Here is a 15,162-nt window from a genome sequence, read left to right on the forward strand (position 1 = left end):
CCCATGTTAACTTCAGACTTGCTCACACTGGTGGCTCTTCATCAGCAGTCAAAGTAGTGAAAAGTGACCTAATTTGAACTGCGCTTCAAACGTACTATGTTAACTAATCTATAAAACCAAGACCCCTATTCACTAACTGGCTATTGATTTTAGAAGCTTCAGCTCGTCTTTTTGATGCGAGGCCGTTTGGGTCTGGCAGGCTTAGTAGCTGGTGAGGAAGTTAGTTTGTTGGGCTGGGGTAAAGTTGGTTTGTCAGTATCCATCTTGTAGGGTATAGTCAATTGATCCAACCACATTTTAAGCAGTAGAGTTTACAGTAATGAGGTTGTGGCGACGGGGGTTTACTCGTAATTGGACGATGGGCAGACACTTTTCTAAGTGGGCGATTACCGTTGGGGTACGAAGCTGTGGCTCGTAAAATACGTCACTTACCTACAATTCCGTGTAACTCAAATTGAGGGTTTAAAGAGATGATGTTACATGACTAGTTAGCCTACTAGTTTGTATTTTAGCTATCAGTCAACAGCTTGCACAGCAACTTTTTACATAACGAAGCCTTAAGGCGGTGAAAGTAAATGAACTTAGTTAAACCAACAGTCCTAAAGCCCGGCGATAAAGTAGCTACCATTTCACTTTCCTGGGGAGGAGCAGGCGAACTACCCCAGCGCTACCAACAAGGCAAGCGAGAGTTACGAGCGACATTTGGGGTGGAGGTTGTTGAAACAAAACATGCCTTAAAATCGGCGCAGTGGATCTACAAAAACCCCCAGGCACGTGCCCAGGATTTAATGGAAGCTTTTGCCAACCCAGCCATAAAAGCCATTATTTCCACCATTGGTGGAGACGACAGTTGTCGTCTCTTACCCTATGTAGATGTCGAGATTATCCGGCAAAATCCAAAAATATTCATGGGCTTTTCCGATAGTACCAGCACTCATTTTCTTTGTTTAAAAGCCGGTCTGTCAACCTTCTACGGTACGTCTTTGCTGGTTGGTTTCGCCGAAAACGGGGGCATGCATCCCTATCAGATTGCCGATATTAAGCGAACGCTCTTTTCAGCAGAAGTGATCGGAGAAGTAAAACCCAATCAGATGGGGTGGACATCAGAGCTGCTGGACTGGTCGGATCGCTCATTACAAACTAGGAAACGGAAGTTAGAACCGAATCCAGGGTGGAATTTTCTGCAAGGGGAGACAATCGTGCAGGGTAGGTTAATTGGGGGTTGCATGGAGGTGTTAGAAATGCTAAAAGGCACCGAATTTTGGCCTGACAAAGACCTGTGGACCAACTCGATCTTATTTTTTGAAACCTCCGAGGTTCAGCCAACCCCCGACTCTTTTCGGTGGTGGCTACGGAATTATGCCCGGCAAGGCATCTTGACCCGTGCGAATGGTCTTATTTTGGGTAGGCCCGATCACAATGCTTATGTGAAGGAATACAATGCTGAACTCCTGAAGGTGCTCCACGAAGAGGGCTTAACGACAATGCCTGTTATAACGGAAATGGACTTTGGCCATACCTGCCCCGTTTTTAGCCTTCCTTATGGGGCCATGGCCCAAATTGACTGTAGTTCGAAAACGTTTAGTATCCTGGAAAGCGGTGTTGAAGGCTAAACACCCCATTTTAGAAGCAGATGCACAAAGAGTACATCGTCTCAAGAATGAGCCATTTTGTAAGACAGTTGGATAGAGAACATATTTAGGGTAGCTAACAGTTTTAGGCCGGGTCGCATCAACATAAACTTACTAATTCAATGGCGGTCTAATCTACGACGAAAGGGTCAAAACGGTCAGCATCTCTCGTTACGTAATTAATACTTCCCAGCATGGCATCTATCAATACGGTTAAATTTCGATCTGATTTGGCCTTAGAGCTCGAATTAACCGCCATCCGGCGTATCTTAGATACCAACGCTCCCGCCTTGTTTGCGCCCTCCCGGGCGGGGTTTTATCATATCATCTGGATCGAGCGTGGACAAGCGGTACACCTGGTAGACTTCAAACCCGTTCTCCTAGCTTCAGGTACCCTATTATTTGTCGGGCCCAGCCGCGTCCACACCTTTGATAAAACAGCCGACTATGATGGGCAGATGATCCTCTTTACCGACGCATTCTTCGCCCGAAGTGAGGCAGACAGGCAATTTCTGCATATGACAACCCTATTTCAGGATTGGCTTGACAGTCCGGCAGTGCCAGTCGGCCGAGAAGACATAACGTTTACAACACTGTTCGCGCAGTTTGCCACCGAACTGAGCCAAGTGCCTGACGCCTGTCAACCCGTCATATTACAAAATTTGTTGCACAACCTACTGCTTCTGGCGGAACGTATAAAGCAGCAGGACGATCCGCTATTCGAACAAGGGCCCGATCTACACTATACGTTGCTGTTTCGCAACTTAGTAGAGGAGCAGTTTAAGACTTTGCGTTCCGTACATAAGTACGCTGGCCAACTAAGTGTGTCGGAGAAACGCCTGGCCCAGGCCACGAGTAGAACCTTGGGAAAACAGCCCAAGAAGGTCATTGACGAACGGGTTACTTTAGAAGCCAAGCGCCTGCTAGTACATACCAGGGCCTCTATTAAAGAGATTAGCTTTGATTTAGGATTCGAAGAGCCCACTAATTTTATCAAGTTTTTTCGCCGACAAGTAAGCTTAACGCCCACCGAGTTTCGGGCATTGCCCTTAGCATAGACAGTAGCATTGCTTGGGGGCATGGCTAAATTTTATCATAAATAGGCGTTAATTGACCTTTTAATGATAAAGAAACAGCGGGAATTTTGTCTGATGAATTGGATACCAAAAGCAAGCGCTTCGACTATGCGTTACGTTGTGCGATCGCTGTTAGGTAAAACTTGTGCCCAAGATCAATAGCATGCCTAGGCATATTTCCCGTTCATAGTGTTAATTTAAAGCTACTGCTATGACAGACAACGAATTGCAAGCCATCTTCGAAAATTACTTACATGCCTTTGCCGCCCCCTCTAAAGCCGAGCAGCAACGCCTGTTACACGGTAGCGCCGTGGATGAGGTAGTCTATTCCAATCCCGGAGTGGCTGGTAGCGGAATTAATGATCTTTTGATGCATATCGAGGGTTTCCAGCACAAGTTTCCAGGCGGCCGCTTCCGCATAAACTGGCTTCGGCAACAGCACGGCCAAGCGCTCACGGAATGGACCCAACTTGACCAGGATGGTTCTGAACTTCTTACCGCCCACAGCTATGTGCGAGTCAACGAAGCGGGCCGGATAACGCACTGGGCTGGCTTCTGGGATACCGGAGCCGTATAGCCCACCAAGACTTTGGTTGTCGTGCTGGTATTGAGGGCGAAGACCTCATACCATACCCCTCGGCCAGATGAGCCGCCTGTAGCTCGGTATGCACCGACTGCCCGGTTTTGGCTACCTGTCCGTACAAGTCAAACCAGCCTTATTTGAGATTGATACAGAGCCCGTTTAGTGGTCAGATCCTGGTCATTCCCTGTTGCACATTAGACACCCGTACCGTCTATCTCGTTTAGGTTTGGCAATGGCCATTAGCCCATGCTAGCTGGAAGCACCACCTGAACCCCGGAGAAGTCGGTTGATGTTTTCTTTGTAGAAGTCCCCTACCGGAATCTCTTTGCCCCCGATACAGACCAAATCCCGCTTGACAACTGTAATTTTTCGGACAGATACTAGATACGACTTATGCGTTCGAACAAAGGCCAACGCTGGCAACTTTTCTTCCATCGCTTTGATCGACATCCGTGTCAGCACGGGTTTAGGCTTCGAGGACAGAAAAATTTTGATATAGTCGCCTAAGCCCTCGATGTAGGTAATGTCGGATACGTCAATTTTTACTTGGCTATATTCGACAGGAACAAATAAATCGGCTACTTCCGGAGCCGATTCGGGCAGGGCACTCTGTTGCAGCCGGAACAACTCATGCGCCCGGTTGCAGGCTTTTACAAAACGCTCGAACCGGAAGGGCTTGACTATATAATCAACTACCTGGAAACTATACCCTTCCAGCGCATACTGCTCGTAAGCCGTAACTAAGATGACCAGGGGCGGCTTGTCCAGCAACCGAAGAAACTCAAGTCCGCTTAGGCGGGGCATCTGAATGTCCAGAAATAGCAGATCGATGGGCTCGGTTTGCAGAATGGTGTTCGCTTCCAGCCCATTTTTACAGGTGGCTACCAGGTCCAGGAACGGAATCTGTCGGATCGTGTCTTCCAGCAGCTCACGCACCAGGTATTCATCATCAATCACCAGACAGCGCATCAGTATAAAGACAGGGTTAGGGTAACGTCAAACCAACTATTCGTATCGGTAATGAGTAGGGTATGGGTATGCCCGTAAAGCAAGGCCAGGCGCGCCCGCAGATTCGCCAGCCCGATTCCCCGATTCGTATCGATATGAGCCGCCGATTCCGCATCGAACCGATTTCGCACCCTAAAAACTAACTCCTTCTGTCTAACGGCCAGGCGGATATAAATCTGGGAATTTTCGATCACATTAACCCCGTGCTTAAAGGCGTTTTCGACCAATGGAATCAGCAGCATGGGTTCTATCTGATAAGGATAGTCCGCTTGATCGACCTCAATCTGGCACGTGATAGGTACATCCTGGCCAAACCGGAGTATCTGTAAGTTGATATAGCTGTTGAGGTAATCCAGTTCTTGGTGAAGGGTGATTTTTTGTCCCTGAACATCATAAAGCATATACCGCATCAACTCGGAGAGCATCAGCAGGGATGGCTCCAGTTGGTCCGAATTCTGGCGGGCTAAGGACACCAGATTGGTCAGGACATTAAACAAAAAATGGGGACTGACCTGCGAGCGAAGAAAACTTAACTCCGCCCGGAGTTGCTGGGCCTGCTGGTTGGTCTGCTGCTGCTCGGCTTGCCGCTGATCAAGGATGTTTCGATACACCAGGCTGATGAAGAAAAAAGCAACCGAGGGGCCAAAGATAAATTTGTCCGCATTGGCTTCTCCCAAAACAGCCGGAAACCAGCTAACCAGCATCTGATACTTTAACCGAAAGGATAAGCCAATAAGTCCAACACTGGCCAATAGGTACAACCACCAGAATCGCCGGTTTAGCCAGCGGGGGTATAGCACATAAGCGTTGAGATAGAAGATGGCCAGGTGAATCAGGCCCGTCAGGGTGAAAAACAGACCGGGTAGTACGCCTAGTTTATACCCATCAGCAGCCGTTGAGACCACGTAAGGGAGCAGCAGGTAGATGCTCCAAATCAGGCTATGAAACCCAATGGCTATCAGTCTGGGTTGGCGAATCGAGTTCATTTGAATGGGGTGAAACCGCGGAAAACATTCGGCTAGTGGGGCAACGAACCGGGGCTTTTGGGTGAGGAACGGGTGTACGTTATCCAAACTTCGGCTCCGATGAGGTGTATTACAAAACCAATCCAAAAACTAGTACCAAAAAAATCAGCTAGGGCCAGGCCCGTCCAAGGGCTGGTCGCAAATAAGAGCGCGTTAACCAGCCGGATGGTGGCCACCGACAGCCCAATGGCATACACCCGGATCATCCACTCCCGATGCAAGGCAACGTTGCGGTGTCGAATAGAGCGAAATCCCTGGTAGAGCGCCACCAGAAAAAAGAGGGCGAAAAGCGTGGTGGCGGCTGCCTGAGGGAACCCGCCAATGGCCGGCATGGTAAAGCTCATCCACAGGGCGGTTAGACCCATAACGCTGCTAGCGACTACAAAAATGCGACCACTCCATCGGTGCCAGTTGAGGTGACGACGGCGAATTCGTCGGCTGAATTGAAGGGGTCCCAAACCAATAAAAAGCAAGGCGGGTCCTATGTGGATTAGGGTTAATAGGGGGTGCTGGCCAAAAAAAACGTCTATTTGTCCAAATGGAGAAGCCCTCCTGGACGTAGCCACTTCTGTTTGATAGCCACCGACCAGCGTTGGCCATAGGACAACGATTCGCCGGATGACAATGCCCACCCCAATGAGTGACAGCAGCGTTAACAGCCCATAGCCGATGTACAGCGTTGTATTGGGTAAACGCGCGTTGTTTTTCCACGGAACAGTTCTTCTCATCTTGGCTCAGTAACTAGTCGTGCGGTAAGGGGTTAAAACTGATTCAACAGGGTACGTAGGTTGAGGCTTTTCGCATCTTGGTCAATGCTTACCTGGTAGAGTGCTTTCTTCTGGGGGCCATCAACACCCACCCGATAGATACCAGTGGGAAGGTGGCTTATGTTGATTAGACCCGCGTGCTCTTTTTCTTTCGACTGATTTTTGTAGAGATAGTGAAACGAATCGTCGGCGATGGTGATTAGCAGTTGTTCACCAGCGGGATTTCGGTACGTAAGCAGGAGCTGACCCGGATTAACAAGCTTTAGATTGACCATTGGTCGATGTAAGCCAACACTCAGGGGCACCCTATCTTCGGACTCAGTCCTTGTTTTTTCGCTAGGCGAACTCGCTATCCATTGGTTACTGGCCAGTAAGTCATATGATTTTACCTGATTAACTACCAGGTTATGATTCACCAATCGCATTAATAGGTCGTCAAATTGGCGTATGGTTCGTTTGGATAAGTTGACATAGCGGTCTTTGATTTTTTCCTGGTAGAGTAGTTCATGCCGACTGGCATAAAAGCTAACGTAGGTCGTGCGCGTGGCATAGTCGGTGTATACTCGCCAATAGCCTTGGGTCGAATCACCGCTTAAGGGTTGATTCTCGGGGCTTGACTGACCTATTGCCGCACTATGGGTGAGCAGCAACGAGCTAACCAGTAGGGTTCTTAGGAGCCAGCTGCAGGGTGAGGGCTGAACAATCGACATCGTCTTAGCGACTAAAAATGAAACCAATGAGCTAGTAAGTAATAGCAGGACCCAAGGGATGGAAATTGGGCTACGGTTCGTTCGAAACGAAGATATAGGATGGAAAGCAGTGCTAGAAAATGAATCGACAAACGGATCAACTGTGTCGGTCAACCGGGTAAATGGCGCTCGCTACTTATTCAGACCAGGGTATACGCTGGCTGCCACTTGATTATAAACTCATTAGGGCTTACTAGCTTTTACTAGCAGAAATCAACGAACGTATGTGACTGATGGGGTTGACCGTTATTAAACCAAGCCGTTTACTAAACGACCGATTTTATGACTGTGATCATTCCTGTCTCAAGTAGGAGCGTTTTTTTGAGTCGTAGTTAGAATAGGGGCTTTGCTAGCTGTCGTATACAAGCCCATTCCTACGTTAGTAGCTATCCCACCCAGCGGTCCCATGTAGTAATGCCAACGTAGGGGCCTTTACAGAGCCAGTCGGGCTGCTTACTTGACTACAGGGGCGACCTATCGCCGGAAAATTGAATCTAGAATTTTGGATAAGCCTACACTGAATTTCTAAAACGAATTTTACGCTATCGCTAAGGCCTTCCGTATTTGTCAAGCTGAACAGACTACTGATTCTGGCACATAGCCAAATAAACAACGACGTACCCAACATGTACAAAGCCGCATCTTGGCTGCTGCCCTGTCGTCAGTTGGCTAAGGCAAAATCAACCGCTGCTTTCGAATGAATGGCAATAGTGTCAAATATGGGAATACTGCAATCTGTCGGTTTAAGCAGTATGGAAAATTCAGCGCTGCCAAAGACAACACCTTCTGCTCCGCCCCGTTTTAATTTGTCAATAATTTCGATGTATTTATTTTTTGTCTCGTCGTTGAAAACTCCTTTTGTCAACTCGTTAAAAATAGACGCATGGATATAGTCTTTATCCGCTTGGTCGGGCAACATGGTGGTAATGCCGAACTGGGATAGACGATCCCTAAAAAAAGGATTGTCCATGGTAAATTTTGTGCCCAGAAGAGCCACCTTATGCCTGTTTTGACCAACGATTTCCTTGGCTGTTTCCTCCGCACTGTGAATCAACGGAATGGTTATTTTTTGGCGGATCGCGTCAGCAACCAGGTGAACGGTGTTGGCGCACATCACAATGCAGTCTGCACCCGCCTTCTCCAGTTGTATCGCAATGCCCGATAACATGTTTTCAACTGCGTCCCAGTCGCCCACTTCTTGAAGTACTCTGAATTCCTCAAAGTCGACCGAAAAGAGCAGGAGTTTAGACGAATGGGAGTTACCAAGCCGTTGATTTGTGAGTTCATTGAGCATTTTATAATAAACGGATGTAGCATACCAGCTAAGCCCACCAATTAGTCCTATTGTCTTCATAAGTTATCGTATTACCGGAACCCCTCATTATCGCCTTTTGTGATAACCGGATTACCTTTTTCTAAACTTGTTTTATTCGTCTCAATTAGTGGAATCAAGCTTTTTTGTCAGATGCTATAGTCAATTAATACTTGAAAACAGAGAATTGTTTCCCGAACCAGAACGTGATTGTCTCTCCAGACGCCCAAATATTGAGGCAACGCATAAAGGCTCGTTCGTCACAATTGGGAGCCTTTTTTGAGAATTCGCCTTTTGGGTACTAGTCGGCCTGCCTAGTAGAAAACGCCTATTAGCTGCAGCTTTATATTGACAACATTGCTAAACCAGTAGGTTAAAAATAACTTAACCACCAGTTTTCTTTATGACGCTGTTTGTAAGCAGCAAACTTTTTACAGATTGGATATAACAAACCAATCAAGCTTACCCAAACCACATAAACCACCCAAAGCGGATAGCCATAGCCTTGCAGGTCAGGATTAAAACTGGTCCAAGCCCTTAACAGATAGTGGCGCCAGCCAAAACCGGACAATTCAGCCAACAACATCGCTAGCCCATGGATAAAATAGATGTGCAGAATGTAATAGAAAAAAGGCACCCGGCCGAAGGTAGAAAAGAACGTAACGACTTTACCCCGTACGTTTTCTGAATTAGCCAAAAAAATTAAAACGGTCCCTACTGTCATTAATAAATACAACAGGGAAGGGGGATATTTGGTGGGATTGAAAAAAGAGATCAGGTCTTTACTAAACGAATGATAATGGACAAAAGCGCTTTGGTCACCGTATAGGTTGGTGATTCTAAGAAATATGAATAGTAGCCAGGCAAAAACGCCTATTCTATTAAACAACTTTCTTCGTTTAGTCCCGTCATATAGTGGCCCATAAAATAAGCCAAACCAATAGCCCAACGCCATGACCGCTATCCACGGTAAAACAGGATATCCAACATAGAGGTTGTAAATGCCCCAAACAGGAAACACGTTCTCTTCATGAAGCAAGCTCCAGCTAATACTGTTTTCAAAATGGATATTATCCAGCAGGTTATGGCCGAAGATCAACAGACAGCAAAGCCCCAATAACAAGCCTCTTGGGAGATAGATCAATCCTGCCAATGCCATCATACTAATACCTAACGACCAAAGTACCAGCAGGTCAATATTTCTGAAGTGCACATCGAAATACCATCCAAAGTTCACCACGGTCAGTTCCATCACCACTAGCCACATCCCCCTTTTCAGTAAGAAGGCGGAGCGGTCTTTTTGGGGTTTTCCCTGGCCAGCCATATAGGCAGAAAGCCCGGCTAGAAAGCTAAAGGCAGGCGCACAAAAATGGGTGATGAACCGGGTCAAGAAAATGGGTACTGACGAATGAAGAGGATCAGCTGGATCGAACAGAAAAGCCGGTGCATGAAAATACTCCCGGGTATGGTCAATGGCCATCAGTATCATCACGACTCCTTTTAAGAGATCGATGGATGCAATCCGGCTCTTTATTTTTGCTGTCACAACTAAGCTCATTAATAGGCTTATCAAGAAGGGCTGTCCCCTAAGGAGGTGCGTCTTGTTGCTGAAACGACAGAGCACCCACTTTTTTTCATAATCCAGCCCGTTTGGTTCCGCAATTTTTCACACCATGTATTTCTTTCCGTCTTAACGGAAAGAAAAATTGGCCGATGCATCTTATCTACAGTCGTTTAGTGCCATGCCTTGATGGTAGCTTGTAAGTTGTAAGCTAGGGTTTATTCTGATAAACACGACTTCATTAGCTTATTATTTCCTTTTGGTCACAGTCTACTTAACCGACCTATTTATGGACCAGAAACACGAATGCTTCTTCGTCTCAAGAGGGAGCATTTTGTGAGAATATTCATCCAGATATAAGCCGTCCATAATTTTAGTATTTTGGCGGACCTTTTGCCAATGACACGACCGATTGATTCACTCAACAAACACACCAAGGCATATGAAAACTTTTTATCTACTTATTGGCTTCCTACTAACCAGCACCTTAACCGCTTCGGCCCAGTATATTGAGGTAAGCGCACAACTCACAAGTAGCCTATTTTCCTTTCAGGGTAATAATGTTGTTCACCAATCCTTCTTTAACATTAGCCGGGAACTTCCGCCACCCAAGGTTGGCTCTGCTTCTTATACCAATGATCCCTGGAGTAACCGCAGTAGTTTTTCTTGGGGAGTGACCATGCAGGCTCAACGTGTGGCCAAAACAAACTGGATCACTGGGCTACAGCTCGCCTATGAATCGCTGGCGACTCAAACCAGCATCATAGGTGGCAGTGATCTGGGGCGATTCATTAGTTTTCAGCAAGGCCGCTCAACCTTTACCTATGAATATATTACGCTGCATCCGTTTTTGGGCCATCGTTTTGGCAATCGACAAGTGAGTCTGGATTTAACAGCCGGCCTGGATGTGTCCTTCAACTTACGGACTTGGGAAAAGGGAAGGGCTCAACCCCGACGAATGAGCTATACGTAACTTATCACAAACATACCATGCCCGATTTGGATATGCGTCCTCGTCTGAATGCTACAGCTTATTTTCATCGTGTAGGGTTGAGTGCTAGCTACGCTCGGGGCTTGACCAACTACAGTGCAAATCTGGTAGGTCCCTCTCCTACAGCGACCACCAGTCAAGTTTGGCAACTAAGCGCTATCTATCGCTTGACCAATTAAGAGCTATCGTACGTATCACATTTCCAACAGTATTTCCCAAGTAGTAGATAGTTGAATACTTCTTGGTCTTAAGTAGGAGCATTTTGGGAGATTGTAAATGAATCGTCTAGGTGAGAAAAGCCGGCCTTTTCTTAATGGATTACCGGATCATCTCCTTTCAAGCAAATCTAGGCATCCCCCGTTGACACAAGTTTAAGTAGCCCGCTGTAACCTTAGCCCGAAACCAAAGTTTCCAGCTAAAAATTAGGGGCTTACTTACAGAAAGCAGCATGCTACGCAACTACCTCAAAATCGCACTCCGCAGCTTCCGCCAGAACAAAACCGTTTCAATCATTAACAGCCTGGGACTTGCTCTGGGACTGACTTGTGGCTTGTTCATTTTTCTATGGGTTCAGGATGAACGAAGCGTGGATCGCTATCATACCAACGGGCCTCACCTCTACCGACTCATGTGGCGACAAATCGCCGACGGCAAACGCATGGCCATGGCGGCTACCCCTGGACTCATTGCCCAGGAATTGCCCAAAAAATTTCCGGAAATTGTCCGGGCCGTGGGCTATACCGATCGGCATATGGCCATGACAGTCAGGGCCGGTGATCAGTTTGCCAAACACATTGGCGACTGGGCCGGTGTGGATTGGTTCAAGATGTTTAGCGTACCGCTAGTGGTGGGCTCTGCCCAAACCGCCCTGCAAGACCCGACCAATATAGCTATCTCCCGAAAACTGGCCGAAACGTATTTTGGCAGCCCTCAACAAGCCATGGGCAAAACCGTTCAACTCGACAATAAGGCCGTCTATCAGGTAACGGCCGTCTTCGAGAATTTGCCCCGCAACTCCTCCCAACAGGACGATTTTCTGCTCAACTGGGATGATTTTTTAAGCCGTAATCCCTGGGCGCGTGGATGGGATAGTCCAAGTCCCCTGGCGTATGTACAACTCCGGCCAGACGCCGACGTGTCGGCTTTCGAAGCCAAAATTAAGCATTATGTACGCCCCTATTTAGGGATTACAGCCAGTAAAGCGAATCGGTTTGATGTCGAGTTATTTCTTCAGCCGTTTGAAGAGGCCTATTTACACGATCAAACCGAAAACGGTGAAGTATCCGGGGGGCGTATCACCTATGTCCATCTGCTGAGTGGGGTAGCCATCTTTATTTTGCTGATTGCTTGCATCAACTTTATGAATCTGTCCACAGCCCGTTCCGCTAAACGAGCCAAAGAAATCGGCATCCGCAAAGTGGTAGGAGCCGAGCGATGGCGGTTGATCCTCCAGTTTTTGGTCGAAACCATCTTACTGACGACCCTGGCGGCTATGGTAGCACTTTTGGTAGTGGGTGTGCTTCTGCCCCGCTTTAATCAACTGAGTGGTAAACAAGTAGCCCTGCCGCTTGGGGATGGCCAGTTCTGGGTCGCTCTAGGCTGTATTATAGGGGGTACAGGGTTGGTAGCGGGCAGTTATCCGGCTTTTTTTCTCTCTTCACTCCAGCCCGTTCGTGTGTTAAAAGGCATGGGTGCCACCTCCGCGTTACTCCTTCGACGAGGCCACCTGCCGCTGCGTGAAGCCTTGGTGGTGGTTCAATTCGTGATTTCACTGTTTTTGATGATTGGTACGTTTGTGGTGTACCGACAAGTCCACTTTATTCAAACCAAAAACCTGGGTTTCGACCGAGAAAATCTGATTTATGTCCCCTTGGAGGGTAGCTTAGTGGCCAACTACGAAACGCTCAAGCAAGAATTACAACGTATGCCGGGTATTCAAGCAGTGGCCAGGATGGACTATCAACCCAGTAACATTGGTAGCACTACCAGTTGGGTCGATTGGCCTGGAAAAGGGACTAGTAAAACCGCCCAGTTCGCCCAAGTTTCGGCCGGCTATGATATCGACAAAGTACTGAAGATGAAGCTCCTGAAGGGACGTTTCTTTTCGCCCTCTTTTTCAACTGATTCGGCCGGCTATGTGATTAACCAGCAGGCCGCCCAGCAAATCGGCTATACGGATCCGATCGGCCAGCCGCTTACTTTCTGGGGCAAGCCGGGTAAGATCATCGGCGTAGTGAACGACTTTCACTTTCAGTCCCTACGCGAACCGATTAAACCCCTCATCATGTGGTTTGGCGAGCAGGCCAGCTTGGGTAATCTGTTGGTGCGCACCCAGCCGGGCCAGACCCAGCAGGCCCTGGCGAGCCTGAAAACCCTCTACCAGCAGTTGGCTCCGAGCGTTCCGTTTAGTTATTCGTTCGCTGATGAGCAGTATCAGCGCATGTATCAACCGGAACAACTGGTTGGCCAGCTGCTGAATTACTTCGCGGTGCTGTCACTTTTCATCGCGGGTTTAGGCTTATTTGGGTTAGCTTCGTTCAGTGCCGAGCAGCGCCGAAAGGAACTGGGTGTGCGTAAAGTCTTAGGCGCATCGGTGGTCAGTCTGGTTGGCTTAGCTTCGGGGGCTTTTCTCAAACTGGTCCTGCTGGCGATTGCCATTGCCAGCCCTTTGGCTTGGTACACCATGACCAACTGGATGCAGGGATTCACCTACAAAGCAAGCCTACCCTGGTGGCTTTTTGTGGGATCAGGTTTGTTAACCATGGGCATCGCTTTGGCTACCATCAGTGTTCAAAGTATTCAAGCAGCCTTGGTAAACCCGGTAAAAAGTTTGCGAAACGAATAGGTTAGCCTAATTAAGTGATAAAGGCTTCAACGCATCAACCAACCATTGATGCGTTGAAGCCTTTATCACAAAACGCCCTATTTATGGACATAGAATTTCTGCCTGTCGCACTTAGGAGCGTTTTTGCGAGACTGTAATTATTTAATATCTGTACATTTAAATCCGTCGCATACGTTCACTTATTTTAATGAAAATGGTTACAGGTTTTCCATTCTATGTCACTAATGTGCTAATGGCGGTTGGGCCGAACAAGGGAGCCAGGACGTGAGAACGGGCTCGCTGATCGGACTCGGCTTCGGCTGGCTTTGGTGGCTGGCCGGTACGGGCGTCGTGGCCGGCTTTCCCGGATCGGTCCTCCAGGTGCTCGGCATCCTGATCTTCGCCGTGTCGGGCATCTGGATCGTTAAGCGCCGACCGCAGCCGGCACACCTGCAGCCGCGCTGGGCTTATTATGTGGCTGCCATCGTCGTCGAGATCGCCGCGATCGTCCTTGCGCAGGCCTGGCTCACCGCGCGGGGTCTGGAGCCGCTGCTCTTTCCTGTTATCGGGATCATTGTCGGCCTACATTTCACCGGGTTGTGGCCCGCCTTCGGACGACGCCGCTTTCTGGTCCTCGCAGGAGCAATGATGGCTATCAACCTGTTGGCGCTGCTCCTGCCGCTTGAGCCCGACACGCGGCTGATGCTATCGGGCTTCGGCTCATCGGCATGCCTCCTCGCAACGGCGCTGCTGCCGTAAGCTTGCGCATTAATAGGGGAATGCGCTTCCGCAGCGGTTTAGTATTCGGATATTCAGAATACCCGAATACTAAACCGCGTAAATACGACCGAGCCGGCAACTTGCAAAGCCGATGTGTTGAAAATGATTACTAATGCCAGAATATGGCCTATGTGTTGTTGGCACTTGATTATTGAGATTGAAAAAGAGGGTTTTCTGAACCAGAATGATTTACTCCTGAATAGAAATCTGAATAATTTTATCATCATTCACTTTCTGGGCAACCCCCTTCTTAGTTTGTGCCTTTACGTCTTCTAACTGAATCACCAACCGATCCCCTTTTTTAGCCTCTTTGAGCAAAGTAACTATTGATTCCTCTCCTGACCAATCTAGATACCCAACCCGTTTAGTATCTCGTACTAAATTCAAAATTGCTTTATTAATGGCTATATTAGGCTTTAATTGGGGGTACTCTCGTAAACTCTCCTGAGTGAGTTGGGCCGTTAAATCCAAGGTCTTAGTCGTGAGTGAAATGCCCTGACTAAGATTTAAGGGTTTACCATCGGCTACTACTGTCACAATGTATTTTGGATTCTGGGCTAAACAGGCGAAGGGAACCAAGAGAGTGCTTGCGGCAATAATGAAGGAAAAGAAGACGATGGTACGCATGGGGCCGGGGTCTTAAGTGACATCTACCCTGAAAACGAAGTTGATAGGCAAAACAATATAGGCAAAACTAGAAATATAGTTATTGGTAAAAATCACGAGTATAACTTCTTTCTTAATTCGTCTTCAAACAACGATCATAATTGAAACGCCCTAAAACAGAAGCAGAAATATGAACGTATCTTCGTCTAACTTGGGAGCGATTTATGCGACGATTGTTTTTAACAACTG

Annotated in this window: 13 protein-coding genes; 6 read left to right on the forward strand and 7 right to left on the reverse strand. The window is 47.8% G+C overall.

Going from position 1 to position 15,162, the window contains the following annotated elements:
* The first annotated feature begins 575 nt into the window (after window positions 1–575).
* The 3 genes from ACYVC2_RS31995 (at window position 576) to ACYVC2_RS32005 (ending at window position 3,284) form a co-directional block, all read left to right on the forward strand.
* Window positions 576–1,613 carry a S66 family peptidase gene (locus ACYVC2_RS31995; RefSeq protein WP_461109759.1) on the forward strand — a complete coding sequence of 346 codons (1,038 nt, stop codon included), beginning with the start codon at window positions 576–578 and terminating at the stop codon, window positions 1,611–1,613.
* A 212-nt stretch (window positions 1,614–1,825) separates the two neighbouring features.
* Window positions 1,826–2,689: an AraC family transcriptional regulator gene (locus tag ACYVC2_RS32000; RefSeq protein WP_461109761.1), complete on the forward strand. Its 864-nt coding sequence runs from the start codon at window positions 1,826–1,828 to the stop codon at window positions 2,687–2,689.
* 229 nt (window positions 2,690–2,918) lie between these two features.
* Complete coding sequence (locus tag ACYVC2_RS32005) at window positions 2,919–3,284, forward strand: nuclear transport factor 2-like protein (protein WP_461109763.1); 366 nt, start codon at window positions 2,919–2,921, stop codon at window positions 3,282–3,284.
* 255 nt (window positions 3,285–3,539) lie between these two features.
* Here the strand turns inward: ACYVC2_RS32005 and ACYVC2_RS32010 are convergent, their stop codons facing one another.
* The 6 genes from ACYVC2_RS32010 to ACYVC2_RS32035 form a co-directional block, all read right to left on the reverse strand.
* A complete protein-coding gene (locus ACYVC2_RS32010) occupies window positions 3,540–4,259 on the reverse strand; it encodes a LytR/AlgR family response regulator transcription factor (RefSeq protein ID WP_461109765.1) in 720 nt (239 codons plus the stop codon).
* A complete protein-coding gene (locus ACYVC2_RS32015) occupies window positions 4,259–5,284 on the reverse strand; it encodes a sensor histidine kinase (protein WP_461109767.1) in 1,026 nt (341 codons plus the stop codon). Before ACYVC2_RS32015 ends, ACYVC2_RS32010 begins: the two co-directional genes overlap by 1 nt.
* A gap of 32 nt (window positions 5,285–5,316) precedes the next feature.
* Entirely contained in the window at window positions 5,317–6,051 is a 735-nt protein-coding gene (locus ACYVC2_RS32020; RefSeq protein WP_461109769.1) for a DUF2306 domain-containing protein, read from the reverse strand.
* Between the two features lie 32 nt (window positions 6,052–6,083).
* Window positions 6,084–6,800: a hypothetical protein gene (locus tag ACYVC2_RS32025; protein ID WP_461109771.1), complete on the reverse strand. Its 717-nt coding sequence runs from the start codon at window positions 6,798–6,800 to the stop codon at window positions 6,084–6,086.
* Between the two features lie 700 nt (window positions 6,801–7,500).
* On the reverse strand, window positions 7,501–8,193 hold the full coding sequence (locus tag ACYVC2_RS32030; RefSeq protein ID WP_461109773.1) for an aspartate/glutamate racemase family protein: 693 nt from the start codon (window positions 8,191–8,193) through the stop codon (window positions 7,501–7,503).
* Window positions 8,194–8,524: 331 nt separating this feature from the next.
* Window positions 8,525–9,709 carry a DUF1624 domain-containing protein gene (locus ACYVC2_RS32035; protein WP_461109775.1) on the reverse strand — a complete coding sequence of 395 codons (1,185 nt, stop codon included), beginning with the start codon at window positions 9,707–9,709 and terminating at the stop codon, window positions 8,525–8,527.
* A 445-nt stretch (window positions 9,710–10,154) separates the two neighbouring features.
* On the opposite strand from ACYVC2_RS32035, the gene ACYVC2_RS32040 reads away from it, so the two are divergent.
* The 3 genes from ACYVC2_RS32040 (at window position 10,155) to ACYVC2_RS32050 (ending at window position 14,286) form a co-directional block, all read left to right on the forward strand.
* The gene (locus tag ACYVC2_RS32040) at window positions 10,155–10,685 is read left to right on the forward strand and encodes a hypothetical protein (RefSeq protein ID WP_461109777.1); all 531 of its coding nucleotides are present in this window, start codon (window positions 10,155–10,157) and stop codon (window positions 10,683–10,685) included.
* 466 nt (window positions 10,686–11,151) lie between these two features.
* Complete coding sequence (locus ACYVC2_RS32045) at window positions 11,152–13,548, forward strand: ABC transporter permease (protein ID WP_461109779.1); 2,397 nt, start codon at window positions 11,152–11,154, stop codon at window positions 13,546–13,548.
* A 264-nt stretch (window positions 13,549–13,812) separates the two neighbouring features.
* On the forward strand, window positions 13,813–14,286 hold the full coding sequence (locus ACYVC2_RS32050; RefSeq protein WP_461109781.1) for a hypothetical protein: 474 nt from the start codon (window positions 13,813–13,815) through the stop codon (window positions 14,284–14,286).
* Between the two features lie 210 nt (window positions 14,287–14,496).
* Here the strand turns inward: ACYVC2_RS32050 and ACYVC2_RS32055 are convergent, their stop codons facing one another.
* Complete coding sequence (locus ACYVC2_RS32055; RefSeq protein ID WP_461109783.1) at window positions 14,497–14,934, reverse strand: hypothetical protein; 438 nt, start codon at window positions 14,932–14,934, stop codon at window positions 14,497–14,499.
* Window positions 14,935–15,162 lie beyond the last annotated feature (228 nt).

It is taken from the genome of Spirosoma koreense, assembly GCF_054777875.1.